General features: G+C 68.0%; 27 protein-coding genes. 16 read left to right on the plus strand and 11 right to left on the minus strand.

All coding sequences use genetic code 11. The features are described from left to right. The first annotated feature begins 53 nt into the window (after positions 1–53). Positions 54–1,247 carry a phosphoglycerate kinase gene (locus BAU06_RS04920; RefSeq protein ID WP_066345048.1) on the plus strand — a complete coding sequence of 398 codons (1,194 nt, stop codon included), beginning with the start codon at positions 54–56 and terminating at the stop codon, positions 1,245–1,247. A gap of 106 nt (positions 1,248–1,353) precedes the next feature. Here the strand turns inward: BAU06_RS04920 and yfcF are convergent, their stop codons facing one another. From yfcF to BAU06_RS04935, 3 genes are all read right to left on the minus strand, one after another. Beyond that, positions 1,354–1,983 (minus strand): glutathione transferase, encoded by a 630-nt coding sequence (gene yfcF, locus BAU06_RS04925; RefSeq protein ID WP_066345055.1) that lies wholly within the window; start codon positions 1,981–1,983, stop codon positions 1,354–1,356. 62 nt (positions 1,984–2,045) lie between these two features. Next, positions 2,046–2,600 carry a DinB family protein gene (locus BAU06_RS04930; RefSeq protein ID WP_066345057.1) on the minus strand — a complete coding sequence of 185 codons (555 nt, stop codon included), beginning with the start codon at positions 2,598–2,600 and terminating at the stop codon, positions 2,046–2,048. Positions 2,601–2,615: 15 nt separating this feature from the next. Beyond that, positions 2,616–4,286 (minus strand): sensor domain-containing diguanylate cyclase, encoded by a 1,671-nt coding sequence (locus BAU06_RS04935; RefSeq protein WP_066345059.1) that lies wholly within the window; start codon positions 4,284–4,286, stop codon positions 2,616–2,618. A 401-nt stretch (positions 4,287–4,687) separates the two neighbouring features. On the opposite strand from BAU06_RS04935, the gene BAU06_RS04940 reads away from it, so the two are divergent. Next, entirely contained in the window at positions 4,688–5,617 is a 930-nt protein-coding gene (locus tag BAU06_RS04940; RefSeq protein WP_066345061.1) for a DnaJ C-terminal domain-containing protein, read from the plus strand. A gap of 53 nt (positions 5,618–5,670) precedes the next feature. Continuing rightward, positions 5,671–6,297 (plus strand): molybdopterin adenylyltransferase, encoded by a 627-nt coding sequence (gene mog / locus BAU06_RS04945; protein ID WP_066345063.1) that lies wholly within the window; start codon positions 5,671–5,673, stop codon positions 6,295–6,297. A 45-nt stretch (positions 6,298–6,342) separates the two neighbouring features. On the opposite strand, the gene BAU06_RS04950 is transcribed toward mog, so the two are convergent. Next, the gene (locus BAU06_RS04950) at positions 6,343–6,723 is read right to left on the minus strand and encodes a COG4315 family predicted lipoprotein (RefSeq protein ID WP_066345064.1); all 381 of its coding nucleotides are present in this window, start codon (positions 6,721–6,723) and stop codon (positions 6,343–6,345) included. A 148-nt stretch (positions 6,724–6,871) separates the two neighbouring features. Between BAU06_RS04950 and BAU06_RS04955 the strand changes: the two genes are divergently transcribed. Beyond that, on the plus strand, positions 6,872–7,210 hold the full coding sequence (locus BAU06_RS04955) for a hypothetical protein (RefSeq protein WP_066345065.1): 339 nt from the start codon (positions 6,872–6,874) through the stop codon (positions 7,208–7,210). Between the two features lie 26 nt (positions 7,211–7,236). Here the strand turns inward: BAU06_RS04955 and BAU06_RS04960 are convergent, their stop codons facing one another. Both BAU06_RS04960 and infA read right to left on the minus strand, forming a co-directional pair. Next, positions 7,237–7,575 carry a hypothetical protein gene (locus BAU06_RS04960; protein ID WP_156770151.1) on the minus strand — a complete coding sequence of 113 codons (339 nt, stop codon included), beginning with the start codon at positions 7,573–7,575 and terminating at the stop codon, positions 7,237–7,239. Positions 7,576–7,668: 93 nt separating this feature from the next. Then, positions 7,669–7,932 carry a translation initiation factor IF-1 gene (gene infA, locus BAU06_RS04965; RefSeq protein ID WP_066345068.1) on the minus strand — a complete coding sequence of 88 codons (264 nt, stop codon included), beginning with the start codon at positions 7,930–7,932 and terminating at the stop codon, positions 7,669–7,671. Positions 7,933–8,540: 608 nt separating this feature from the next. Between infA and BAU06_RS04970 the strand changes: the two genes are divergently transcribed. Both BAU06_RS04970 and mctP read left to right on the plus strand, forming a co-directional pair. After that, entirely contained in the window at positions 8,541–8,720 is a 180-nt protein-coding gene (locus BAU06_RS04970) for a DUF3311 domain-containing protein (protein ID WP_066345070.1), read from the plus strand. Continuing rightward, complete coding sequence (gene mctP, locus BAU06_RS04975; RefSeq protein ID WP_156770152.1) at positions 8,717–10,210, plus strand: monocarboxylate uptake permease MctP; 1,494 nt, start codon at positions 8,717–8,719, stop codon at positions 10,208–10,210. Before BAU06_RS04970 ends, mctP begins: the two co-directional genes overlap by 4 nt. On the opposite strand, the gene BAU06_RS04980 is transcribed toward mctP, so the two are convergent. After that, positions 10,178–11,272: an acyltransferase family protein gene (locus BAU06_RS04980; RefSeq protein ID WP_082987984.1), complete on the minus strand. Its 1,095-nt coding sequence runs from the start codon at positions 11,270–11,272 to the stop codon at positions 10,178–10,180. The genes mctP and BAU06_RS04980 overlap by 33 nt on opposite strands. A gap of 425 nt (positions 11,273–11,697) precedes the next feature. Here BAU06_RS04980 and phnC point away from each other — a divergent pair, with 425 nt between their 5' ends. The 5 genes from phnC to BAU06_RS05005 all read left to right on the plus strand — a co-directional run bounded on the left by phnC (position 11,698) and on the right by BAU06_RS05005 (position 16,888). Beyond that, positions 11,698–12,540, plus strand: coding sequence for a phosphonate ABC transporter ATP-binding protein (phnC, locus tag BAU06_RS04985; RefSeq protein ID WP_066345076.1), 843 nt, complete (start codon positions 11,698–11,700; stop codon positions 12,538–12,540). Between the two features lie 39 nt (positions 12,541–12,579). After that, positions 12,580–13,575: a phosphonate ABC transporter substrate-binding protein gene (gene phnD / locus BAU06_RS04990; RefSeq protein ID WP_066345078.1), complete on the plus strand. Its 996-nt coding sequence runs from the start codon at positions 12,580–12,582 to the stop codon at positions 13,573–13,575. Positions 13,576–13,608: 33 nt separating this feature from the next. Next, on the plus strand, positions 13,609–14,406 hold the full coding sequence (gene phnE, locus BAU06_RS04995) for a phosphonate ABC transporter, permease protein PhnE (RefSeq protein ID WP_066345080.1): 798 nt from the start codon (positions 13,609–13,611) through the stop codon (positions 14,404–14,406). Between the two features lie 11 nt (positions 14,407–14,417). Further along, on the plus strand, positions 14,418–14,954 hold the full coding sequence (locus BAU06_RS05000; protein ID WP_066358094.1) for a phosphonate degradation HD-domain oxygenase: 537 nt from the start codon (positions 14,418–14,420) through the stop codon (positions 14,952–14,954). A 176-nt stretch (positions 14,955–15,130) separates the two neighbouring features. Then, positions 15,131–16,888, plus strand: a complete 1,758-nt coding sequence (locus BAU06_RS05005; RefSeq protein ID WP_066345082.1) for a S8 family serine peptidase — start codon at positions 15,131–15,133, stop codon at positions 16,886–16,888. Between the two features lie 62 nt (positions 16,889–16,950). On the opposite strand, the gene phnN is transcribed toward BAU06_RS05005, so the two are convergent. The 4 genes from phnN to phnF all read right to left on the minus strand — a co-directional run bounded on the left by phnN (position 16,951) and on the right by phnF (position 20,281). Then, positions 16,951–17,514, minus strand: a complete 564-nt coding sequence (gene phnN, locus BAU06_RS05010) for a phosphonate metabolism protein/1,5-bisphosphokinase (PRPP-forming) PhnN (RefSeq protein WP_066345084.1) — start codon at positions 17,512–17,514, stop codon at positions 16,951–16,953. Next, a complete protein-coding gene (locus BAU06_RS05015; protein ID WP_066345085.1) occupies positions 17,511–18,248 on the minus strand; it encodes a DUF1045 domain-containing protein in 738 nt (245 codons plus the stop codon). Before BAU06_RS05015 ends, phnN begins: the two co-directional genes overlap by 4 nt. Before the next feature lie 11 nt (positions 18,249–18,259). Next, entirely contained in the window at positions 18,260–19,456 is a 1,197-nt protein-coding gene (locus tag BAU06_RS05020) for an alpha-D-ribose 1-methylphosphonate 5-triphosphate diphosphatase (RefSeq protein WP_066345093.1), read from the minus strand. 102 nt (positions 19,457–19,558) lie between these two features. Continuing rightward, positions 19,559–20,281: a phosphonate metabolism transcriptional regulator PhnF gene (phnF, locus tag BAU06_RS05025; RefSeq protein ID WP_066358097.1), complete on the minus strand. Its 723-nt coding sequence runs from the start codon at positions 20,279–20,281 to the stop codon at positions 19,559–19,561. Positions 20,282–20,404: 123 nt separating this feature from the next. Between phnF and phnG the strand changes: the two genes are divergently transcribed. The 5 genes from phnG to phnK are packed head-to-tail and all read left to right on the plus strand — an operon-like array spanning position 20,405 to position 24,328. Continuing rightward, positions 20,405–20,869, plus strand: coding sequence for a phosphonate C-P lyase system protein PhnG (gene phnG, locus BAU06_RS05030; protein WP_066345097.1), 465 nt, complete (start codon positions 20,405–20,407; stop codon positions 20,867–20,869). A 1-nt stretch (position 20,870) separates the two neighbouring features. Continuing rightward, entirely contained in the window at positions 20,871–21,497 is a 627-nt protein-coding gene (gene phnH, locus BAU06_RS05035; protein ID WP_415834869.1) for a phosphonate C-P lyase system protein PhnH, read from the plus strand. Between the two features lies 1 nt (position 21,498). Further along, positions 21,499–22,668, plus strand: coding sequence for a carbon-phosphorus lyase complex subunit (locus BAU06_RS05040; RefSeq protein WP_066345104.1), 1,170 nt, complete (start codon positions 21,499–21,501; stop codon positions 22,666–22,668). Further along, complete coding sequence (locus BAU06_RS05045) at positions 22,665–23,552, plus strand: alpha-D-ribose 1-methylphosphonate 5-phosphate C-P-lyase PhnJ (RefSeq protein WP_066345106.1); 888 nt, start codon at positions 22,665–22,667, stop codon at positions 23,550–23,552. The genes BAU06_RS05040 and BAU06_RS05045 overlap by 4 nt, the downstream gene beginning before the upstream one ends. Continuing rightward, complete coding sequence (gene phnK / locus BAU06_RS05050) at positions 23,552–24,328, plus strand: phosphonate C-P lyase system protein PhnK (protein ID WP_066358102.1); 777 nt, start codon at positions 23,552–23,554, stop codon at positions 24,326–24,328. Before BAU06_RS05045 ends, phnK begins: the two co-directional genes overlap by 1 nt.

The following is a 24,328-nucleotide window of genomic DNA, read 5'->3' on the forward strand; positions in this document are numbered from 1 at the left end:
CGGAGGACCGCCATGTGCGGCGATCGGGGCCGACTCTTTTCCGGGGAAAGAACATGTCCAAGGTAAATACTCTGTCCGCGCTGGCCAAGTCCGGCGCGCTGCAAGGCAAGCGTGTGTTCATCCGCGCCGACCTCAATGTGCCGTTCGACGACGCCGGCAACATCAGCGAAGACACGCGCATCCGTGCCTCGGTACCGGGCATCCGCATGGCGCTGGACGCCGGCGCGGCCGTGATGGTGACGTCCCACCTGGGGCGGCCGAAGGAAGGCCAGCTGACGGACGCCGACAGCCTGGCGCCGGTGGGCCGCCGCCTGTCCGAGCTGCTGGGCATGCCCGTGCCCCTGGTGCGCGATTGGGTGGATGGCGTGCAGGTGTCCCCGGGCCAGGTGGTGCTGCTGGAGAACTGCCGCGTGAACCCGGGCGAGAAGAAAAACGACGAAGGCCTGTCGCGCAAAATGGCGGCGCTGTGCGATGTCTATGTCAACGATGCCTTCGGTACGGCGCACCGCGCCGAGGCCACCACCCACGGGATCGCGCGCTTCGCGCCCGTGGCCTGCGCCGGCCCGTTGCTGGAAGCCGAACTCGATGCCCTGGGCCGTGCCCTGCACGAACCCAAGCGCCCACTGGTGGCCATCGTGGGTGGATCCAAGGTGTCGACCAAGCTGAGCATCCTGCAGTCGCTGGCGGACAAGGTCGACCAGCTGGTGGTGGGGGGCGGCATCGCCAATACCTTCATGCTGGCCGCCGGCAAGCCCATCGGCAAATCGCTGGCCGAACCGGAGCAGAAGGGCGAGGCTGCGGCGGTGATGGACATCATGCGCCAGCGCGGCGCGGATGTGCCCATTCCCACCGACGTGGTGTGCGCGCCCTCGTTCGGCGCCGATGCCCCGGCCACGGTCAAGCCGGCCGACGCCATCGGCGCGGACGACATGGTCCTGGATATCGGGCCGCGGACCGCGCAGGCGCTGGCCGACATCCTGAAGAAGGCCGGCACCATCGTGTGGAACGGGCCGGTTGGGGTGTTCGAGTTCGAACAGTTCTCGCACGGCACCGAAGCGATCGCCCGCGCGATCGCCGAGTCCCAGGGATTTTCCATCGCCGGTGGCGGCGATACGCTGGCGGCCATCGCCAAGTTCGGCATCACCGACAAGGTGGGGTATATCTCCACGGGCGGCGGCGCCTTCCTGGAGTTCCTGGAAGGCAAGACCCTGCCCGCCGTGGAAGTCCTGCAGCAGCGGGCGGGCTGAAGGCGCGGCGCGTGCCGGCTGGAGGGCCCGCCGACGGGTCCGCCGGCCCATGCGGGACCGGCTGCGCAGGGGCCAGGGCGGGGCCTTGGATGTCCGTGCGGCGCCGCTATCCCCGGCTGGCCAGCCAGTGGCGCACGCCGGGGTGGTTCCATTGTGCCTGCGCATAGGTGTGCAGCGCGTCCGGGAGGCTGTCGCCCGCGATGGCCAGGCGGTTGATCATCAGCGCCAGGTCCAGGTCGGCCAGGCACCAGGCGTCGAACAGGTGCGGCCGGCCGTGCGCCAGCATGGCGCTGGCCACGCGGATCAGGCGGGCCGCGTCGCAGTGGCCGGCGTCGCTCAGCGGCCCCGGCCGCATGCCTTCGAAAATCACCTCGGTAGGGCGCTCGCGGCGCAGGGCGTGCAGGTCGCTGCGCAGCCAGGCCTGGATCTGGCGGGCCTGGGCACGTGGGCGCGGGTCCGCCGGATACAGGGCCGGATAGTCCGGAGGCGGGAAAGCGTGTTCCAGGTATTCGGCGATGGCGCTGGATTCCGCCAGGTAGAAGTCCAGGTGCGCCAGCACCGGGATTTTGCCGATGGGCGACCGGTGCAGGAAAGGCGCGGTCCGCTGGTCGCCTTGCTCCAGGTCCACCAGCCTGACCTCGAAGTCCAGCCCTTTTTTTTCCAGGGCGACGTACGCGGACAGCGCGTAGGGGCTCAGGAAATGGGCATCGACGTATAGGGTCAGCGGTACGGCCACGGTCTCCTCCGGTCAGCGTGTGGTGCACGGGCAGCCGGGGGCGCCCATGTGTCGGGTCAATACTAGCAGCGCCCGGCCAGTTCGTCCGGCACCAGGACGAGCAGATCGGTCACGCCCACGTCCACGCCGGCCTGCGTCAGCAGAGTGGCGGCCTGGGCGCGGTGATGGGTCTGGTGGTTGAAGACGTGCAGCAGCAGGCTGGCGGTCTCGCGCCGCGACGCGATGCCCTTGCTGTTGCGGTAGCTCAGGATATAGGCAAGGTCCTCGGCGCCGAGTTCCCCGATCCAGGCGCCGATGGCCGCGTCGATGGCGGCGCGGCGCGGCCGCAGGTCCTCCAGCGTATCGAAGGGCGCGGCGTCCAGGCGATTTTCGACCGGCATGGCCGCGATGGGCGCCAGGGCGCCGGTGCGGAGCGCCGCGGGGTGGTCCAGGAAGCGCCTGAACCACATGGTGTCGGTCACCACGAGATGGTTGAGGGTACCCAGGATGGAACCGAAGAACGCGCCGCGATCGGCCCGCAAGCCCTGCGGGGGCAGTTGGCGGGCGGCCTGCAGCAGCTTGTCGTTCATCCAGGCGTTGTAGCGGGCCAGGAGCGCGAAGTGGTCGGGATCAGCCATGGCGGGTTCCGGAGGTCAGGCGGACAGGACGGCCCGGTTGCGGCCGCGCTGCTTGGCGCGGTACAGGGCATGGTCGGCGCTTTCGATGATGGCCTGGATGTCGCCGTCGCGCGCGCTGCCCACGGCGATGCCCAGGCTGATGGTGATGCGGATGGTCACGTGCTGGTATTCGATGGGCGTTTCCTGCACGTTGCGGCGCATCCGCTCGGCGGTGGCCAGCACCGCGTTGGGCGAGGCGCCCGCCAGCAGGATGACGAATTCCTCGCCGCCGAAGCGCGCGACCAGATCGTGTTCGCGCACCGAGCCCGTCAGGATCTCGCCCACCTTGCGGATGGTGGCGTCGCCCGCGCCATGACCGTGGTTGTCGTTGACCATCTTGAAAAAATCGATGTCGGCCATGATGACGGCCACTTGCCCCATGCGGCTGCTTTGTTCGGCCATCAGCATGGCGGCCGCGTACAGGAAGGAGCGGCGGTTCAACAGGCCGGACAAGGGATCGATGCCGGCCGCCTTGCGCAGCTCGCTGATCTCCTGCACGTAGCGCTGTTCCTCGATCTGCGCGCGGCGCTGCACGTGCTCGGCGCGCGCCTGCTCCACGTCCAGGCGGCGCATCAGCGAACGCAGCGCGGCGGAAAGGTCGACGATTTCCCGGGCGCCGCCCAGGCGGGGCAGCATGGTCACGGATTCGTCGCGGCCCAGGTGGGTGGCGGCCTTGGTCAGGGCGCGCAGGGGGCGGGCGATGCGGTTGGCGATCGTCCACATCAATGCCAGGCCGGCCAGGCTGATGAGCACGCTAAGGATCAGGACGCGCCATTCCAGGCGCCGCACCGCGGCATAGGCGTCGCGGGCCGGCTGCTGGGCCACGATGATCCAGTTGCGGCCCGGAAAATCGCGATAGCCCGATGCCAGGGCGTAGCCGGTCAGCATCTCGCCCTGGTCCGTCTGCATTTCGAAGTAGCCCTGCCGGCTGGCGCGCATGCGGGCGACCTGTTCGTCCGGAAAAGGTTTGCTGCCCAGGCGGGGGCCCAGCAGCATGGTGCCGTCCGACGACAGAATCCACAGGTCGCGGACGCCGCTGGCGCTGTCGGCTTCCAGCATGGCGCGGCGGACGTCGGCGGCCCAGGTCCAGCTCAGGTGGGCCCCCAGCACGCCGATGACGCGGCCGTGGTCCGCGATGGGCGCGGAGATCTCGACGAAGCGGAAACCCTTGCCGCGCGGACGCCCCAGCAGCTCGTTCAGCATATTGGATTCGCGCACGTCGCCGATGTTGGGCGATTCCAGGCCACGCCTGAACCACAGGCGGTCGGCCACGGAGCCGCCTTCCAGCTTGCCCTGGGTCGCGGCGATCACCGTCCCGTCGGTGCCGGCCACGCCTATCCATGCATAGTCCGTCATGGACTGCTGGCGGCCCGTCAGCACGCCGCGCAGGGACTCCGACGCCATGGCGCGCACGGCCGCGCTTTCCGACAGCATGCGGATCTCGCGGAACCGCTCGAACATATCGCGGTCCAGGGTGCGCGCCATGGTGCCGGCGATGTCGGCCACGTGCTGTTCGATCAAATCACGAGTCTGGCGCTGGCCCATGTAGGCCGCTCCGCCGGCCGCCGCGGCCACCAGGGCCAGGCAAAGCGTGCCGGCCAGCAGGACGATCTGCTGCTGGATCGTGAGTGTTTGGCGACGGAACAAACCAGGTGCCCGCTAATATGAACGGCACTCATTCTGTCGTAAACGTCGTCGCCGCGCTACATAATGTTCCCAATGTTGTATCGGGCGCAGTGCCAGCGGTTACGGCCGTCCCGGTCGTCATCCCGGGGCACGGTACGGGACCGGCCCACGCGTCCGCGCATCGCCCGAACGGCGGATCCTCCCGCCGGCGCGGTGGGTGTAGGGTTCCGTAGACCCATGCGGCTGCCTTACGTTGAAATCCGCCGTTTCGCCCCGATATGTCCACTATCTGAAAGTTTGTCCGGGATCGCCAGGCTGGCGCCGGAAAGGGGATGCGCGGAACCTCGGCGCAGGCAGCGTTTTCCGCGGCGGCGTGGGCCGGGTAGTCCCCGCGCGGCGACCCGGAACCGAGAGCGGGCAATATGGAGTTCAAAAACTATTACGACATCCTGGGCGTGGAGCGCGGCGTCGGCGACGACGACCTGCGCCGCGCCTATCGCAAGCTGGCGCGCCAGTACCATCCCGACGTCAGCAAGGAGCCCGACGCCGAAGCGCGCATGCGGGACATCAACGAGGCCTACGACGTGCTGCGCGATCCCGAGAAGCGGGCCGCGTATGACGGCCTGGCGGCGGGCGTTTCCGCCGGCGCCGGCCACCGGCCGCCGCCGGGCTGGGACCAGGGTTTCGAATTCAGTTCCTCCGGCGGCGGCGAGGACGCCGACTTCAGCGAGTTCTTCTCGTCCCTGTTCGGCGGCGCGACGCGCAAGCGGCCGCGCGGTTTCCGCGCCCGTGGCGAGGACCACCATGCCACCATCGAGGTCGACCTGGAAGACGCGCTGCACGGCGCGGAAAGGCAGATCAGCCTGCGCTCCATGAAGATGGACGAGCAGGGCCGGCCACGGCTGCAGGAACGCAAGCTCAATGTGAAGATTCCCGCCGGCATCCGCGAGGGGCAGCGCATCCGCCTGGCCGGGCAGGGCATGGCGGGCTACGCCGGCGGCGCGGCGGGCGACCTGTACCTGGAGGTGCGCCTGAAGCCGCACCGGCTGTACCGGGTGGACGGCCGCGACCTGGCCCTGACCTTGCCGGTGGCCCCCTGGGAAGCCGCGCTGGGCGCGACCGTGACGGCGCCCACCCCGGGCGGACAGGTGGAAGTGGCCATCCCCGCCGGTTCCCGCAACGGCAGCAAGCTGCGCCTGAAAGGGCGCGGCCTGCCCGGCAAGCCGGTGGGCGACCTGTACCTGGAGCTGGAGGTGGTCCTGCCGCCGGCCGACACGCCGGCGATGCGCGAGGCCTACCGCAACCTGCAGCGCCAGGCGCCCTTCGACCCGCGCGCCAACCTGGGGCGCTGACATCGGCGGCGGTATAGTGCGCGGAATGTCTTCGTTCCGTCAGGTGCCGTCAAATGAGCAATACCGCCAAGCGCCTTGTGCGCCGCCATCCCGATGAATTGATCGTCGGCCTTGTGTCCGTGTCCGACCGGGCATCGCAGGGCACGTACGAAGACCAGGGCATCCCCGCGCTGCGGGACTGGCTGGGCACCGCCTTGTCCTCGCCGTGGCAGTCCGCGGAGCGCCTGATTCCCGACGACCGGGCGACGATTTCCGCGGTCCTGATCGAGCTGGTGGACCAGGTCGGCTGCGACCTGGTGCTGACCACCGGCGGCACGGGACCCGCGCGCCGCGATGTCACGCCGGAAGCCACCCTGGCCGTCGCCACGCGCGAAATGCCGGGCTTCGGGGAGCAGATGCGGCAGATCAGCCTGAAGTTCGTCCCCACCGCGATTTTGTCGCGGCAGGTGGCGGTGCTGCGCGAAACGCCCGACCATGCCGCGCTGATCGTCAACCTGCCGGGACAGCCGAAGGCGATCAAGGAAACGCTGGAGGGGCTGCGCGGCCCGCAAGGAGAGGTGGCGGCGCCCGGCATTTTCGCCGCGGTCCCGTATTGCATCGACCTGATAGGCGGCCCCTACATCGAGACGCGTCCTGAAATCGTCAAGGCCTTCCGCCCGAAGTCGGCGCTGCGCAAGTAAGCGGGCGGCCCGCCGCCGGACGGCGCGGCGGGCCGCGGCGCGCGCTCAGGGCTTGGCGATATGCCAGGTCCCGCCGCCCGCGCCGTCGCCGGTCGCGTCTCCCGGCTTGGTGTCCTTCTTGAAGGTGTACAGCGGCATGCCGCCGTATGCCCATTGCTTGCTGCCGTCGTCGCGGGTGATGACGGTCCACTTGCCGCTGGCCTTGGCGTCCGTGCCGGCGGCCAGCGGCGGCCAGTTGGCCGCGCACTGCCCATTGCAATTGGACTTGCCCTGGGCATCCTTGTCGTAGGTGTACAGCGTCATTTTCTTCTGGTCGACCAGGGCGGCGCCCTTGTCGGTTTTGCCCTGGGTGGCGGGCTGGGCCTGCACGGCGGAAACGGCGAGGGCGCCGCAGGCAAGAGCGAGAGCAAGGTATGAACGTTTCATGGGGATTCCTTTTCGAGCTGGGAAAGGCGGACGTTCGAAACCGCGGCATGACATGCCGCATCCCGTGCCAGCGGGCCGCGGGACCGCTTCAGCATACTCCTGCGCTATAGTCCCGGATCGTTATCGATGAAATGAATGGGATGCCGTGATGACCCGTCGCCTATGCGCCGCCGCCGCCCTGCTGGTTCTGGCAGGCTGCACCTCCCCCAGCGATCTGCTGAAAAGAGACCCGGTGTTTTTCGGACGTACGTCCAAGTCGCCGCAAGCCTATGCGCAGTGCGTCGCCGACGGCTGGCGCGGCCAGGGCGAACAGGTAAAGACGATCGCCATCAGCAATGGCTACGACGTGGTGGCCGAAGGGGCGATGGGGCCCAGTTCGGTGGTGCGCATCCTGCAGTATGCGAACGGCAACGTCGAAGTCCGCATGTCCTCGCGTTCGTCCTTCGGTTCCCAGAACCTGGTCCAGACCGCCAATCTGTGCATGTGAGGCGCGCCGGCGCGGCACCCGCGGCCTCAGGGCCGCGTGGGCGCCGCGGCGACCTCGCCGGGATGCTCATCCGGATGACGCTCCGGGGCTTCTTCCCCGGCCGCGGACCGCGCCAGGCTGGCGTAATGCTCGTGGGCAGCCTGTAGCGCCTGCGTAAGGTGTTCGTACAGGCGGCGCTGTTCCTCGACGAAGTCGTCGAACTTGATCTGGGCGTGCGCGTAGGACAGGCCGGTGTGCCGCAGGCTGCTGATGAACGCCGCGCGGGAGCGGCCCAGCAACTGCCAGCCGCGGTCGGCCAGGGCGAGTTGTTTTTCGAGTTCGGTGATGCGCGCGAGGGCGGCGCGCAAGTCCTGTTCAGTCGCCATGGCTGGCTGATGGGTGCTTCGGCGAAAGCCGGAACATTAACCCATGGCGCGACCGCGCATTCGGTCGAAATCGGGCCGAAAGCCCGGCCACTCCTAGCGTCGGTACGTGCTGGTGGCGGGACGCGGCACGGGGTTGGCGTCCTTGTGGCGGAAATTGATGCGGCCCTTGGTCAGGTCGTAGGGCGACATCTCCAGGGTGACACGGTCGCCGGCCAGGATGCGGATGCGGTGCTTGCGCAGGCGTCCGGACGCATAGGCGCCGACTTCCACGCCGTTGTCCAGCGTGACGCGGTAGCGGGCGTCGGGCAGTACTTCATCGACGATACCGTCGAGTTCGATCAGTTCTTCTTTCGCCATAAAAGTCTCCAGAAATGGGGAACCGTCGCGTTGCACGGCTGCGGCGCAACGGCAGGAAAAATCCCCGGGGGCCAGGTCCAAGGGCTTGCGCCCGTGACGCTCCGGCAGCCGGTTGCGTCCGGGGTGGAAAAAGGGCGAGGACGCTTGCCGCCGCGGCGGCTGAAAACCCGCGCAAGCGGGCGCTTGGTCGCAATGCGCCCAGGCAGGCGTATTGGAAGAAGCAGGTGGGAGCGGCAGTGCCGCCGACAGGCCGCAATCGCTCAGACGCAGTCTGGGCTATGGGGATTTATTACTCGATAGAGTTTACGCTAATTTTACCCTGGTGTAAACCTTTTACTGCCGCCGTGCATGTACCGGGACGGCGTTTCGTACGGCATCGGCGCCTTCCACCGGAGCGTGGCGCAGCGCTGAGCACAGGCGCCCGACAGAGACCTGAACGGGCCGCCAACTGTTGCGCATGCGCCCGGTTTTATTGCGACCGCTCGATGTACGGGAGTATTCTGCGGCCTCGCCGCCGGCACGCTACCTCGCGTCGCGTGGCGCCATGTCCATCCGCGCAACCCGCCGCGAGACAAACGAGAGACAACCCCTTTACAACGAGTCTAGGCATGTGGATTCTGCTATTGCTGCCCTTCATCGGCTTGCTCTGGGTACCGTTCTACAACGAGACCTTGCCCGAGCTGTTCGGCTTTCCCTTCTTCTACTGGTACCAGCTGCTGTGGGTGCCGATCACCGCGTTCCTGACATGGATCGTCTACCGTAGCCAGCGTGGCCAGGGAGACGAATGATGACCGGCATCAACTGGACCGCCCTCGGCGTATTCGTCTTTTTCTTCGTGCTGGTCACGGTCATGGGCTTCGCGGCCTCGCGCTGGCAACGCGGCGACGCCGCCAGCCACCTGGATGAATGGGGGCTGGGCGGACGCCGCTTCGGCACCTGGATCACCTGGTTCCTGGTCGGCGGCGATTTCTACACCGCGTACACCGTCATCGCCGTGCCCGCGCTGGTCTATGCGGTCGGCGCCTATGGCTTCTTCGCGCTGCCATACACCATCCTGGTCTATCCCATCGTGTTCACCATCATGCCGCGCCTGTGGCGGGTGGCGCACAAGGCCGGCCACGTCACCTCGGCCGATGTGGTCTACGCCCGCTTCCAGTCGCGTCCGCTGGAACTCGCCATCGCCGTCACCGGCGTACTGGCGACCATGCCCTACATCGCGCTGCAGCTGGTCGGCATGGAAGTCGTGATCAAGGCCCTGGGCCTGACCGGCGAGCTGCCGCTGGCCGCGGCCTTCGTGATCCTGGCGCTGTATACCTATTCCGCCGGCCTGCGCGCGCCGGCGCTGATCGCCTTCGTCAAGGACCTGATGATCTATATCGTGGTGCTGGTGGCGATCGTGCTGGTGCCCGCCAAGCTGGGCGGCTATGGCGCGGTGTTCTCTTCCGCGGCGGCGGGCTTTGCCGCCAAGGGCGGCGCCACCGGCCTGACGCTGAAGGCCTCGCAGTTCCTGCCGTATGCGACCCTGGCGCTGGGCTCCGCCCTGGCGGCCTTCATGTACCCGCACACGCTGACGGGCATTTTCGCCGCCAAGAGCGCCGATACGATACGCAAGAACGCCATCTTCCTGCCGGCCTATACGCTGCTGCTGGGGCTGATCGCGCTGCTGGGCTACATGGCCTATGCCGCCAACCTGCATCCGCAGACCCCTAACGACGTGGTGCCGGCGCTGTTCAACACCCTGTTCCCCAGCTGGTTCGCGGGCTTTGCGTTCGCCGCCATCGCCATCGGCGCGCTGGTGCCGGCCGCCGTGATGTCCATCGGCGCGGCCAACCTGTTCACCCGCAACTTCTGGAAGGCCTACGTCAATCCCGCGGTCAGCTCGGAAGGCGAGGCCAAGGTCGCCAAGATCGTCTCGCTGGTGGTCAAGGTGGGCGCGCTGGTCTTCATCCTGTTCGTCCCCACGCAGTACGCGCTCGACCTGCAGCTGCTGGGCGGCGTGTGGATCCTGCAGACCTTCCCCGCCGTGGTGTTCGGCCTGTTCTTCGGCTGGTTCCGCGGCGGTCCGCTGCTGCTGGGCTGGCTGGCCGGGCTGGCCACCGGCACCACGCTGGCCTATATGGACGGCATCAAGCCCGTGCATAGCTTCGTGGTGGGCGGCGACAGCTACGGCGTGTACACGGGCCTGGTGGCGCTGGTCGTGAACATCGTCGTGGCCATCGTCGCGCAAGCGGTCTCCGGTGCCTTCTCAAGCCCGCAGGGCGCGCGCCGGAGCGCCTGACGGCGCGCCGGACTTGACGCGCTCGCGCAGCCTTTCGATCCTGCTGTCTATCAGGCGCCAGAGCACCACGGCCAGCATCAGCGACAGCAGGACGTTCAGCACCGAGATCGCCAGCGCGTCGGTCAGGCCCAGCCAGCTCGTCGCCTGATGCACCAGCAGAATGGCGACGGCATGCGAGATATAGATCGGGTAGCTCAGCTGCCCGATTTTTTTATCCAGCCTGTGCCGCGACTGATAGATGAAAGTCAGCGGCAGGATGCCGGTGAACACCGCCAGCGCCAGGGCGTCGCGCACGTTGTGGTTGATCGTCACCGAGAAGTGGAACAAGGCATACACCACGAACAGGCCGGTGGCCAGTTCCGGCAGGTAATGGAAGCGCGCGACCAGCCGCTGCCAGCCCGGCAGCAACAGCCGGTGCGACAGGGCGCCGGCCAGGAACAGCGCCAGTTCCAGCGGGAAGAAGCGATACGTCCACGGGTCGGACTGCGCCACGCCCATATGCAACAGCACCGCGCGCAGCGCGAGCGACGCCAGGAACAGGGCCGCCACCCGCCACATCGAACGCAGCACGAACGGCGCGATCAGGTAGAAGCTCAGCTCCACGCCCAGCGTCCAGGCCTGCGGCACCAGCAAGCCCTGGTACAGCGGCACGTCGCTGGCGGCATAGCTGCCCGTGAAGGCCAGCGTACCGTTGCGTATGCCGAAGAACATCAGCCAGTCCTGGCCAAAAATGAACAGGTTCGAAAGCACCAGGAACAGGTCGGCACTGTCGGGGCTGCGGCGGTATACGTCGATGAATTCCGGGTTGGCCACCCAGTTCAGCGCCAGCGCGACGACGGCGACCGCCAGATACGTGGGAAACAGCCGCAGCAAGCGGTTCTCGTAGAAGCGTGCCGTGCTGCGATAAGCCGGGTCGGTGGCCAGGATGTACGAAATCAGGAAACCCGAAATGACATAGAAAAGCTGCACCGCAAGGCGTCCGCCCACCAGCATATTGCCGTCATTGAAAGGTGAGTGGTCCAGAACCACGGATAGCGCGAATAAAGTCCTGAGCAAGCCCATGGGCGACCTCCTATGCCCTTAACCATGCTCCGATTCTGCGCGTCCGGCGCAGCGCCATGCGTCCTCCATAAGAACCGGAGATGACCCATGTGCTTAGGGTGCAACGGCCCTGCCGATGCGGCGCCGCAGCGTGCTCATGCATTGCACGGCTGGGCAGCCGCGATATCGGCGTTTCTGGCGGGTGTTTCGCCGCAATAGCGCGTATATGGCCGCCTGCGGGGCCGCGACCGGAGCCGTGGGGGCGCGCCTGGGGACTCCGCCGCGAGGACTAATGCAGCGGCCCGCATGGCGGTGCGCATCATTTCATTTTGATGACGAACATACAGACCGTCACGAAAAACTGTCTGAATGCCGTATTACACCGTCATGCCCTTGTCATGGGGGCTGCCCAGACTACTCGCATCAATTTGAAGGCGGGATCCGTCATGACTTATGCAATCGATGTGCGCGGGGTGAGCAAGTCCTTCCGTCCCGGGCACAAGGCCCTGGACGACGTGAGCCTGCAGGTGCGGGACGGCGAAATGGTCGCGCTGCTCGGCGCCTCGGGCTCCGGCAAGTCCACGCTGCTGCGCCACCTGGCCGGCTTCGTGGCGGCCGATGCCGGCGGCGGCGAGATCCGCGTCAACGGCGACCTGATCCAGCGCAACGGCCGCATCAGCCGCGACGTGCGCCGCGCGCGCGCGGGCATCGGTTTCGTCTTCCAGCAATTCAATCTGGTGGGCCGCCTGCCGGTCATCACCAATGTGCTGGCCGGCATGCTGCCGCGCGTTCCCCTGTACCGCAGCCTGCTGCGCTGGTTCCTGCGCGGCGAAATCCAGGTGGGCCTGGACGCCTTGGCGCAGGTGGGCATCGAAGGCCATGCCTTCCAGCGCGCCTCGAACCTGTCCGGCGGCCAGCAGCAGCGCGCCGCCATCGCGCGGACCCTGGTGCAGAACGCGCGCACCATCCTGGCCGACGAGCCCATCGCCTCGCTGGATCCCGAATCGTCGCGCCGCGTGATGGATACGCTGGCACAGATCAATCGCGCCCGCGGCGTGGCCGTCGTCGTTTCGCTGCACCAGGTCGATGTGGCCATGCGCTACTGCCCGCGGGTGGTGGCCCTGCGGCACGGCAAGGTGGTGTACGACGGTCCCTCGGCCGACCTGAGCCCGGCGATGCTGCAAGACCTGTATGGCACCGAACTGGACGAGCTGATGCCTGCCGCGCCGCCGGCGGAAGGCCTGCCGCCGCGCGCCGCCACGGGCCGTCCCCAGCTGGCCGCCGCCTGAATTCCTTTCCTTCCTACCGCAAGACACGGAGTTACCCTCATGCTTCGCAGAACCTTTTGCGCCCTCGTCGCCTCCGCGGCCCTGACCGCTCCGGCGTTCGCCCAGGACGCGAAGACCCTGAATTTCGGCATTATCTCGACCGAATCGTCCTCCAATCTGCGCAGCGCCTGGCAGCCGGTTATCGATGACCTGAGCAAGGCCGTCGGCGTGCCGGTCAAGCCCTTCTTCGCGTCCGACTACGCCGGCATCATCGAAGGCATGCGTTTCAACAAGGTCCAGCTGGCCTGGTACGGCAACCTGTCGGCCATCGAGGCGGTGGACCGTTCCCAGGGCGAAGTCTTTGCCCACGTGATCGACAAGGACGGCAATCCCGGCTACTGGTCGGTGCTGGTCACCGCCAAGGACGGCAAGGTCAAGTCCCTGGACGACGTGCTGAAGAACGGCAAGACCATGAGCTACGGCGCCGGCGATCCCAACTCGACCTCGGGCACGGCCGTTCCCAATTACTACCTGTGGGGCGCGAACAAGATCGATGCGAAGAGTTTCTTCAAGAATTTCCGCATCGCCAACCACGAGACCAATCTGCTGTCGGCGATGAACGGCCAGGTGGACGTGGCGATCACCAATACCGAAGCGATCGCGCGCTACCAGATCAGCACCGGCCACAATGCGGAGGAAAAGATCCGCATCCTGTGGAAGTCGCCGCTGATTCCCGCCGATCCGCTGGTGTGGCGCACCGACCTGCCGGCCGACCTGAAGAAGAAAGTGCAGGCCTTCTTCGTGAACTACGGCAAGACCGGCCCCAACGCCGCGCAGGAGCTGAAGAACCTGCAGGGCCTGACCTACAAGGGCTTCGTCCAATCCGACAACACGCAGCTGCTGCCCGTGCGCCAGATCAACCTGGCCGGCCAGCGTGCCAAGGTGGAGCACGACACGACGCTGGGCGCCCAGGAAAAGCAGCAGAAGCTGGCGGAGCTGGATGCCAAGCTGGCGGACCTGGCCAAGCAGGTCACCGCCGCCAAGGCGCAACAGTAATCGCGCGCATCGCAGTAAACAGGTAGATATCCAATGAGCGCCACCCTGTCCTCGGCGCGGCCCGCGCCGCAACCGCCCAAGAGCTCGCTGCCCACCATGCTGGCCTGGGCCATCGTCATCGCGGTGCTGGCCGCCTCGTGGCAGGGCGCCGACATGCGTCCGCTGGACCTGTTCCGGGATTCGGGCAACATGTCGCAGTTCGCGCGGGATTTCTTCCCGCCGAACTTCCGCGACTGGCGCATGTACCTGGAAGAAATGCTGGTCACCGTCCAGATCGCGATCTGGGGTACCTTCCTGGCCATTGTGCTGGCGGTTCCCATGAGCCTGCTGTGCTCGTCGAACATCGTCCCGGCCTGGGTATACCAGCCCGTGCGCCGGCTGATGGACGCCTGCCGCGCCATCAACGAGATGGTCTTCGCCATGCTGTTCATCGTCGCCGTGGGCCTGGGGCCCTTCGCCGGCGTGCTGGCGCTGTGGGTGCATACCCTGGGTGTGCTGGCCAAGCTGTTCTCCGAGGCCGTGGAGGCCATCGATCCCCGGCCGGTGGAGGGTGTGCGCGCCACGGGCGCGGGGGCCATAGAGGAAATCGTCTTCGGGGTCATCCCCCAGGTGCTGCCCTTGTGGATTTCCTATTCCCTGTACCGCTTCGAGTCCAACGTGCGGTCCGCGTCCGTCGTGGGCATCGTGGGCGCCGGCGGTATCGGCATGGTGCTGTGGGAGATCATCCGCAGCTTCCAGTATGCGCAGACCTGCGCGGTCATGATCATCATCGTGGTCTTCGTGACGGGCATCGACTTGCTGTCGTCGCGCATACGCAAACTTTTCATCTGATGGGGGGCGTCATGTCCGAAGCCCTGACGCTGGCGCGCGTCGAGAGCCTGTTCCGCGGCTACGGCAGCGCCTATTACGGCCGCGAGGCCATTACCCAGACCGAACACGCGCTGCAGTGCGCGGCCCTGGCCGAACAGGCCGGCGAATCGCCCGCCACCGTCGTCGCCGGACTGCTGCACGATATCGGCCACCTGATGATGGCCGAGAGCGAGCAGGAGGACAAGCGCCACCAGGACGTGGGCGCGCGCGCCTTGCTGGGCCTGGTCGGCGAGAGCGTCTGCGCGCCGGTGCGCCTGCACGTGCCGGCCAAGCGCTACCTGTGCGCCGTCGACCGCGCATACTGGGCCACGCTGTCGCAGGCGTCCAAGGACACGCTGGTGCTGCAGGGCGGTCCGTTCAGCACGCAGGAAGTGCAGGCCTTCGAGCGCCTGCCATATTTCGCCGAGGCCGTGCGCCTGCGCAAGTACGACGACCTGGCCAAGGTGCCGGGGGCCGCGACGCCGCCGCTGCGGCACTACCTGGATATGCTGGAGACGGTGGCCGCCTGAGCGGCGCCTCCGTGGGCGCATCGGTCGACGCCGGGCGTGGGCGGCGGGACGGGCAGGGGAGCAGGGCGCGCGTTGATGAATCGTGGAGCGCCGCCCTCCACGGGCACTGGATGCGGGGATCGAAGCGCGCCGCCGGGCCACCACCATGTGGCCTTTTTCAACCCGTCCATGTCCCCATGATTTCCAGCCACGTTTCCACGCCCGCGGCCGCGGTGCCGCCCGACCCCATGCCGGCGCCCGTCACGCCGGCGACCCCCGCCAGCCAAGCCGCCGACAACGCGACGCTTACGCTCGAAAGCGCGGGGCGGGACGACCCGCTGTACCCTTATCAGTGGCACCTGAAGAACACCGGGCAGCGTGTCTTCGCCGATACCCTGCCCACGCCCGGGATAGACCTGAACATCGGCACGCTGCACCGCGAAGGTATCACCGGCAAGGGCGTCGTCGTGGCCATCCACGAACAAGGCCGCATCGATCCCGGGCACGAGGACCTGGCCCCCAACCTGGTGCTGGGCGGACCGGTGGACCCGGCCCGCTCGCCCGCGCGCGAGGTCGCGCACGCCACCGCCACGGCCAGCATCATCGGCGCCGTGGCGCACAACGGCAAGGGCGGCCGCGGCATCGCGCCCGACGCGAGGCTGCTCGACATGATGGCGCCCGGCGCGCACGATCTGCCCACGCCCATCCTGCACAACGCCAGCGGTGGCAATTCGCCGGTGTATTTCGCCCCGTACGATGCATCCGAATACCCCGATACCGAGCTCGATTCGCGTCACGGCAAGCTTTTCATCAAGTCCGCCGGCAACGAATTCGAGCGGCCCCACAAGATCGGTATCGATGCCGACGCCTGCCGTGCCGCGACGATGGGCACGGGCATCAGTTGCCTGACCGCGACGGCCGACAAGATCAATACCATGGCCAACGCCCTGACGGTGGGGGCGGTGAACGCCGCCGGCGTCAAGGCTTCCTATTCCAATACCGGCTCGGCGCTCTGGGTCAGCGGCCTGGGGGGCGAATTCGGCCACGAAAGGCAATACGCGGAGGCATCCGGCGCCAACGGCCATACCGCGCGGCTCGTCGAATCGGGCGCGCACGGAAGATCCTCGCGCGTCGACGATGCGCATTTGTACGCGCCGGCCATCGTCGCGGCGGATACCACGGGCGTGCAACAGGGCTTGAATCGCGAGGAACCGGGATATCCTCGCTTCAACGCGCTGGACAGCGCAAGCGCGTCGCCCATCGACCCCAGCGGCAACTACACCGCGCGCGCCAACGGTACCTCCGCCGCGGCGCCGACCGTGACGGGCGTTGCCGCGCTGGTGCTGCAGGCCAATCCCCGGCTGACGTGGCGCGACATCAAGTACATCCTGGCCACCACGGCGCGCAAGCTGGACCCGGACCGCCAGAAGATCGTCTGGCAAGGACTGGTGCTGGACGATGGCTGGGTGACCAACGCCGCCGGGCGCGCCTTCAGCAACTGGTATGGCTTTGGCCTGGTTGACGCAAGCGCCGCGGTACAGGCCGCGCGGCGCCATAGGCTGCTGGGGCCGCTGCGCAACACCGGCTGGCTGGCGACGGCGCAGACGGATGTGCCGGTCTCGGCCAAGGACGCCGACGCCGGGAAATCGCGCATCGCGGTGGACGGCGACATCAAGGTCGAGACCGTACAGCTGCGGCTGCGTACCACGCACAAGGAGCCCGGCCAGTTGCATATCGTGCTGACGTCGCCCGCGGGAACTCGCAGCATCATCCTGCCGGCGCACACCATGGTCAAGCTCATAGGCACCGACGAGTTCTCCATCGACCTGGCCGCATCCAACGCCTTCCTGGACGAGTCCGCGCGCGGCACCTGGACATTGCAGGTGATCGACGCCCGGGATCCGGCGCCCGCCGCCGCCATCGTTTCGTGGGAGCTGCGCGTGCTGGGGCATTGATCCAGGCCTGGCGCGCCCGGGATGGGGCGACGCGGCCCATTCCGGGCGGCCCGCGCAAGGCGCTATGCGTGGCGCCGCCGGACAATGTCCAGCAGTTTCGTCGCCGCTTCTTCGGGCGCGCCGTTGTTGTCTATCGTCAGGTGCAGGCAATCCGCCGGCACGTGGAACGGTGTCGTCGCGCGCGCCAGCCTTGCTTCCAGCGCGTGTCCGCTTTCGCGGCCGCGTCCCGCCAGGCGCAGCTTCAGGGCTTGCGGCGCGACCGCGATCTCCACCGCGCACAGGCCCGGATAGCGCGCGCAGGCCTGCGGCAGGTAGGCCCGCGATCCGTTCACCAGGACGGTCACGCCCGCCGCCATCCAGGCGTCGATCTCCACGCCTATGCCGTAGGCCAGGCCATGGCTGCGCCAGGACAGGGCGAAGCAGCCGAGCTGTTCGCGGCGGACGAATTCCTCTTCGTCCAGCGCGAGCGAGGCCTCGTCCGCCCCGCTGGGACGGGTGATGTAGCGGTGCGCCACCAGGATGCGGTCCTCGGGCGCGCTCATGGCGCGCAGCCGGCGCAGCAGCGTGTCCTTGCCGCTGCCCGAAGGGCCCATGACGTAGACCAGGGGCGGGGAATCGTCCTTCATGGCGCGTCGTCGTCCAGATACGAACTGCCGGCGGCGTCGCGGACGCGGCCGTCGAAACCGTAATGCCGCGCGACGATAAAGGGATCGTCCTGGCGTGGCTGCACGTATACGCTGACCGCCTCGACGGGCATGGCGCCGTCCAGCGCGCGTCCGGCGCGGGCGCGCACCAGGTCCTGCGCGTGGTCGAGCTCCGTGCCGCCCAATTGGCCGGTCAGCGTGACATGGAAGGTGTAGGTGTCGAAGACATAGGGGTAGCCCCATTCCGCCAGCATGCGTTGCTGGGGCAGGCTGAGCTGGTCGGGCCGGCGGCGCGCGATCTCGGCGGGAGAAGGCGGTTCGCGGTAGGCATCCACGTCGCGCACCATGCGGTCGGCCAGTGCCCGTACGCGCGCGTGCGTGCCCGCGTCGTCGGGCAGGCACCAGGCCAGGAAACCGCGCAGTGCGCGCAGTTCCAGGCCGATGGAGAAGGGCGCCTGCATGCGCGCCAATGCACGCATGGTCTCGTCCAGCCCCCGGGCGGTGGTGCCGCGCCGCAGGCGGAATGGCGGCTTAAGGGTGGCGTGCAGCCCGTAGTGGCGGGGCGCCTCGGTCCAGGCGTCCAGGCGCGGATCGTCCTGGCGCGAGCGGGGCAGGCGCTGGCCGGTTTCTTCATCGCGGCCCAGCCAGGCCCGGCCGAATTCGCGCCAGGCGCCCACCGGGGCCAGGTAAACGGCATATCGATAAGCCCGCGGCATGGTGTGGCACCTCAGGCGGCGGCCCGTTCCAGGCGGCTGTCGAAGTGGCGCGCGGCATAGCACAGGCGTCCGCCGACGATGGCCGCGCAGACGCGCGGGACCTCGGGAACGCTGTCGTCCACCACGATGGCGTCGGCCGTCATGCCGGCATCCAGCAGGCCGCGGTCCTTCAGGCCCGCTGCCCGCGCGGGGTTGCGCGACACCAGCGCCCAGGCCTGCTCCAGCGGCAGGATGCCGCGGGCGGCCAGCTTCAGGACGGCGTTCAATTGCGCGGGATAGTAGTAGTCGGATGCCAGGATGTCGCACAGGCCGGCGCGTATCATCGCCGTCGCATCGGGCGCATTGGTGTGGCTGCCGCCACGCACGACGTTGGGCGCGCCGAAAACGATGGAGTCGCCCAGCCCGCGGGCGACCTGGGCGGCTTCCATGGTCAGCGGGAATTCCGCCACCTTGCAGCCCAGCTGGTGGTAATAACGCCGCGTGGCGGCATCGCGGTCGTCGTGGGATGCGATCTCCAGGCCGGCGTCCAGCGCGCAATCGGTCAGTTCGCGCATGGCGCCGGCCACGGCGTCGGCCGACCTCATCGCCGCCCGGATGCGTTCCTGGAACGTGTCCAGGTCGCATTCCGCGCGTTCCGCATACTGCAGCAGCTTGCGGTCGTCGCCCAGGCGCCTGGTCATGCTGGGCAGGTGGTCGTTCAAGGCCAGGAAGCGCACCTTGCCCGCCCGTATCCACGACTGCGCGAGTTCCACGCCGGCCACGTGATGGGTCTCGAAGCGCAGGTGCACGTAATGGCGCGCGCCCAGCAGGCGCTGCATGCGTTCCAGCGCGTCGAACATGCGCTGGGCGTAGGGCTCGCCACGCAGGCCGCCTTCCCAGGACAGGGTCAAGCCGTGGAATTCGGTGGTGATGCCGTTGGCAAGCAGCTGGCGATCGACGTCGAGCAGGGCGCCGTCGTACGGGAAGGTCACGCCGGGGCGCGGCATGATGGCGCGTTCGAAGGCGTCGCCGTGCAGGTCCACGATGCCGGGCAGCACCAGCAGGTTACCGGCGTCGAAATCCGCCCGCGGGTGGTCCGCGTCCAGGCTCACCTCGGCGATGCGGTCCTGCGCGAAGGACAGGCCGGCTGGGCCCAACCCCTGGGACGTCAATACGCGGCGGCCGCGGATGCCGCGCAGAAAGCGGGGGGGCGTAGTGTCTGTATGCATAGGTCTACCTGTTGAGCCGGATAGCTTAGGCGGGATTGATGACGGACAGATGTCTAGATGTGTTGCGAGACGCGGCGGCCCCTGGGGAGCGGGCCGCCGGGGCTAGTCCTGGTCGTTGACCATGAGCTGCACCCAGTCGCCGGAGAACCGCGTGACGCTGTATTGCAGCGGCAGCTTGTCCTGGTCGACGTTCAAGGCCTCTACCTTCAGGATGGGGCGGGTCTTGGGCTGGGCCAGCAGGCGCGCGACATCGTCGTTGGGCAGCGTGGCGGTGATACGCGACCACTTGCGGGTGTAATCGGCGATACCGAACTGGCGATAGGTCTTGGAGATCGAGCGCGTGGCGTTCAGCTTGTCCACGAAGCCGGGAAAGCGCTTTTCGTCGAAATAATGCTCGGCCACGCTGATGGTGCGGTTTTCGGTTTTGCCGACCAGATGCACGCGCAGCAGGGCCGCGTTGCGCGCCAGGCCCAGGTGCTGCGCGATGTCGGCCGACTTGACGGTGCCGCTGTCCAGCACATGCGTATGGCCCAGTACGCCCTGGCTGCCGAGATTCTCGGAAAAGCGCGTGCGCTTGCCGATGGCGTAATCGATGGCATGCTCCTGCACGAAAGTCCCGCGGCCCTGCTCGATGCGCACCAGGCCGCCTTGCTCCAGCGCCCCCATGGCGCGCCGTATCGTGTGGCGGTTCACGGAGAACTTGGCGGCAAGCTCCGGCTCCGGCGGCAGCTGTTCGCCGGGCACGTAGCGCTTGTTGCGTATGTCCGTCGCCAGGGCCTCGCCGATTTGGCGCCAGATGGCGATGCCCGATCCTCTTTCCACCATGATGTCGTCCCGTTGCGCAGGCGTAGTCATAAAAAATTCACCCACATCGTGCTTCACTGCGGTTGAACTTTGCTGTCCGGGCGATCATACTACATCTACTCGTATAGACGTTTAGAGGTAACCATGATTTCGGATACCGGTGGACAGCCCCACGCCCCGCGCGCCGCCTGGATGCGCGTGATGGCCTTGGCGGATCCCCAGGCGCTGGCCGGCGCCTATGCCGGGCTGGGCGCGTTGCCCGGCTACCGCAAGCTGCGCGCGCCGGAGACCGGCATGGCGATGGTGCGCGGCCGTGCGGGCGGGACCGGCGCGCAATTCAACCTGGGCGAGCTTTCCGTGACGCGCTGTACCGTCGCCTTCGACGACGGCGTCGTCGGCACCGCGTATGTGCGGGGGCGCGCGCCGCGCCACGCGGAGCAGGCCGCCGTCCTGGACGGCCTGCTGCAGATGGATGCCTGGCGCGAGCGCGTGCGGCGCGACGTTATCGAGCCGCTGGCGCGCGCCCATGCCGAGCAGGCCGCCGCGCGCGCGGCGGCCGCCGGACAGACGCGCGTCGATTTCTTCACCATGGTGCGCGGAGAGGACTGACATGACGATGCATCACACCGCCGCCGCGCACGCCGCGGCGGCCGCCGCCACGCTGCTGCCGGGATTCGACGATCCGGTCGGCGGCGCGCAGGCCACCTTTCGCGCCGCGCTGCAGGCGCTGGCCCATCCCGGCGCGATCCAGTCGCTGGACGCCGCCAGCGGGGTGCCCGATGGCCTGTCGCCCGCGATGACGGCCATGCTTCTGGCACTGGCCGATATCGACGCGCCCGTGTGGCTGCCCGCGGATGTCGGGGAAACGGTGCGGGGCTTCCTGCGCTTCCACTGCGGCTGCCCGCTGGTGGACGAGCCGGCGCAAGCGCGTTTCGTCGCCGTGCCGGCGGGCTGCGCGGCGCCCGCGCTGGATCGGTGCGACGCCGGCGATCCCGCCTATCCGGACCGGTCCGCGACCTTGCTGCTGGAAGTCCAGGCCTTCGACGCCGATACGCCGTTGACCCTGTCCGGGCCGGGAATTCCGGGCAGCCGCGCCTTGCGCGTGCAGGGCCTGCCCGCGGGCTTCCAGGCGCAATGGGCGGCCAATCATGCGATGTTCCCGCTGGGCGTGGACCTGTTCCTGACCCAGGGCAGCCGGCTTTGCGGCCTGCCGCGCACCACGCGGATGGAGAACTGATATGTACGTTGCCGTGAAGGGGGGCGAGCGCGCCATCCTGAATTCCTACCGCATGCTGGACGGCTATCGCCGCGGGGATCCCGCGGTGCCCGCCCTGACGCTGGCGCAGATCCGCGAGCAAATGCCGCTGGCGGTCGCGCGCGTCATGGCCGAAGGATCGCTTTACGATCCGCACCTGGCGGCGCTGGCGCTGAAACAGGCGGCCGGCGATGCCATCGAGGCGGTCTTCCTGCTGCGCGCCTACCGCACCACGCTGCCGCGCTTCGGCTACACCCAGCCGCTGGATACGGCCCGCATGGGCTTGCAGCGGCGCATCTCCGCCACCTTCAAGGACATACCGGGCGGCCAGGTGCTGGGGCCGACCTACGACTACACCCAGCGCCTGCTGGACTTCAGCCTGGAGGACGACGCGCCGCCGCCGCCGCTGCCGCCCGCGCAGGAACCCGTGGCCGCCCGCATGCCCCGCGTCACGGACCTGCTGCGGCGCGAATCGCTGGTGGAGGACGAGGCCGTCCCCCCCGGCGATCCCGCGCCCTTCGACCTGACGCGCCAACCGCTGTCCTTCCCGGCATCGCGGGCCGCGCGGCTGCAGAATCTCGCGCGCGCCGACGAGGGCTACCTGCTGTCCATGGGCTATTCCACCCAGCGCGGCTATGGCAATACCCACCCCTTCGCCGCGGAGATCCGCTACGGCACGGTCGAAGTGGAGATGTACGTCGAAGAACTCGGCTTTACGGTGACCGTGGGCGAGATCGAAGTGACGGAATGCCAGATGGTCAGCCAGTTCGCCGGCGATCCCCAGGAAGGCCCCCGGTTCACCCGGGGCTACGGCCTGGTCTTCGGCTATGGCGAGCGCAAGGCCATGTCCATGGCGCTGGTGGACCGCGCGCTGCGCGCGGCCGAGCTGGGAGAAGCCGCCGACTCGCCGGCCAACGACCAGGAGTTCGTGCTGTATCACAGCGACAATGTCGAGGCCTCCGGCTTCGTGCAGCACCTGAAGCTGCCGCACTACGTGGACTTCCAGGCCAATCTGGAACTGGTGCGCCGCATGCGCGCAGAGCTCGCCGCGCGGGCGGGCGCCGGACGCGCCGCCGGTGCCGCCACCCAAGACGACGATACGGCGGCCGCGCGCGCGGCCGCTTCCACCCTGGACGAGGCCATTGCATCATGACCGCCACCGACGTCGCGCGCGACCCGCATTACAACTTCGCCTACCTGGACGAATCCACCAAGCGCATGCTGCGCCGGGCCTTATTGAAGGCCGTGGCCGTGCCCGGCTACCAGGTCCCCTTCGGCGGCCGCGAAATGCCGCTGCCCTACGGCTGGGGAACCGGCGGCATCCAGGTGACGGCCGCCATCATCGGCGCCGGCGATGTGCTGAAGGTCATCGACCAGGGATCGGACGACACCACCAACGCCATCAACATCCGCCGCTTCTTCGCCCGCGTCACGGGCGTGCGGACCACCGAATCGACGCGCGAGGCCACGATCGTGCAGACCCGCCATCGCATACCGGAAACGCCGCTGCGCGAAGGCCAGGTGATGGTGTTCCAGGTTCCCATCCCGGAACCGCTGCGCTGGCTGGAGCCCAGCGAAACCGAAACGCGGACCATGCATGCCCTGGCGGAGTACGGCGGCATGCACGTCAAGCTGTACGAAGACATCGCGCAGCACGGCCATATCGCCACCACGTACGACTATCCGGTCGTGGTCAACGACCGCTACATGATGCGGCCTTCGCCCATACCGAAGTTCGACAATCCCAAGCTGGACGGCAGTCCGGCCCTGATGCTGTTCGGCGCCGGCCGGGAAAAGCGCGTCTACGCCGTACCGCCCTACACCCGGGTACGCAGCCTGGACTTCGAGGACCACCCCTTCACGGTAGAGAAATGGCGGGATTGCTGCGCCCTGTGCGGATCGCGCGACAGCTTCCTGGACGAGATCATCCTGGACGACGAAGGCACGCGCCGGTTCGTCTGCTCCGATACGGAATACTGCGCGGACCGCCAGTCCGCCGGACACCAAGGCCCGCGGGTCGAGGAGAACGCGGCATGATGGCGCCCACCCCTTTGCTTTCCGTGCGCGGCATGACGCATACCTGGGACGGCGTGCACGGCTGCCGGGACGTCGATTTCGACCTTTATCCCGGCGAAGTGCTCTGCGTGGTCGGCGAATCCGGCTCCGGCAAGAGCACCCTGCTGCAGGCGGTGTCCTGCCAGGTCGCGCCCCAGGCCGGCAGCGTGCGCTACGACCTGCGCGAAGAAGGCCCCACCGACCTGGCCACCTTGTCGCGGGCGCGGCTGCGCCTGCTGGCCCGCACGGATTGGGGCTTCGTGCGGCAGAATCCGCGCGACGGCCTGCGCATGCAGGTCAGCGCCGGCGCCAATATCGCCGAACGCCTGATGGCGGTGGGCCAGCGGCACTATGGCGGCCTGCGCGAAGTCGCCGGCAATTGGCTGCACAAGATGGAGATCGACGTGGGCCGGCTGGACGATGCGCCGGCCTCGTTTTCCGGCGGCATGCAGCAGCGGCTGCAGATCGCGCGCAACCTGGTGACGCATCCGCGCATGGTGTTCATGGACGAGCCGACCGCCTCGCTCGATGTCTCGGTGCAGGCGCGGCTGCTGGACCTGCTGCGCCAGCTGGTGTCCGACCTGGGCCTGGCCGCCATCGTCGTCACGCACGATCTGGCCGTGGCGCGCCTGCTGGCGCATCGCACGCTGGTGATGCGCGGCGGCCGCGTGGTGGAAAGCGGGCTGACCGACCAGATCCTGGACGATCCGCAGCATCCGTACACCCAGCTGCTCGTTTCGTCCATTTTGAGTAATTGA

It is taken from the genome of Bordetella bronchialis, from assembly GCF_001676705.1.
In the GTDB taxonomy this organism is placed as follows: Bacteria; Pseudomonadota; Gammaproteobacteria; order Burkholderiales; family Burkholderiaceae_B; genus Bordetella_C; species Bordetella_C bronchialis.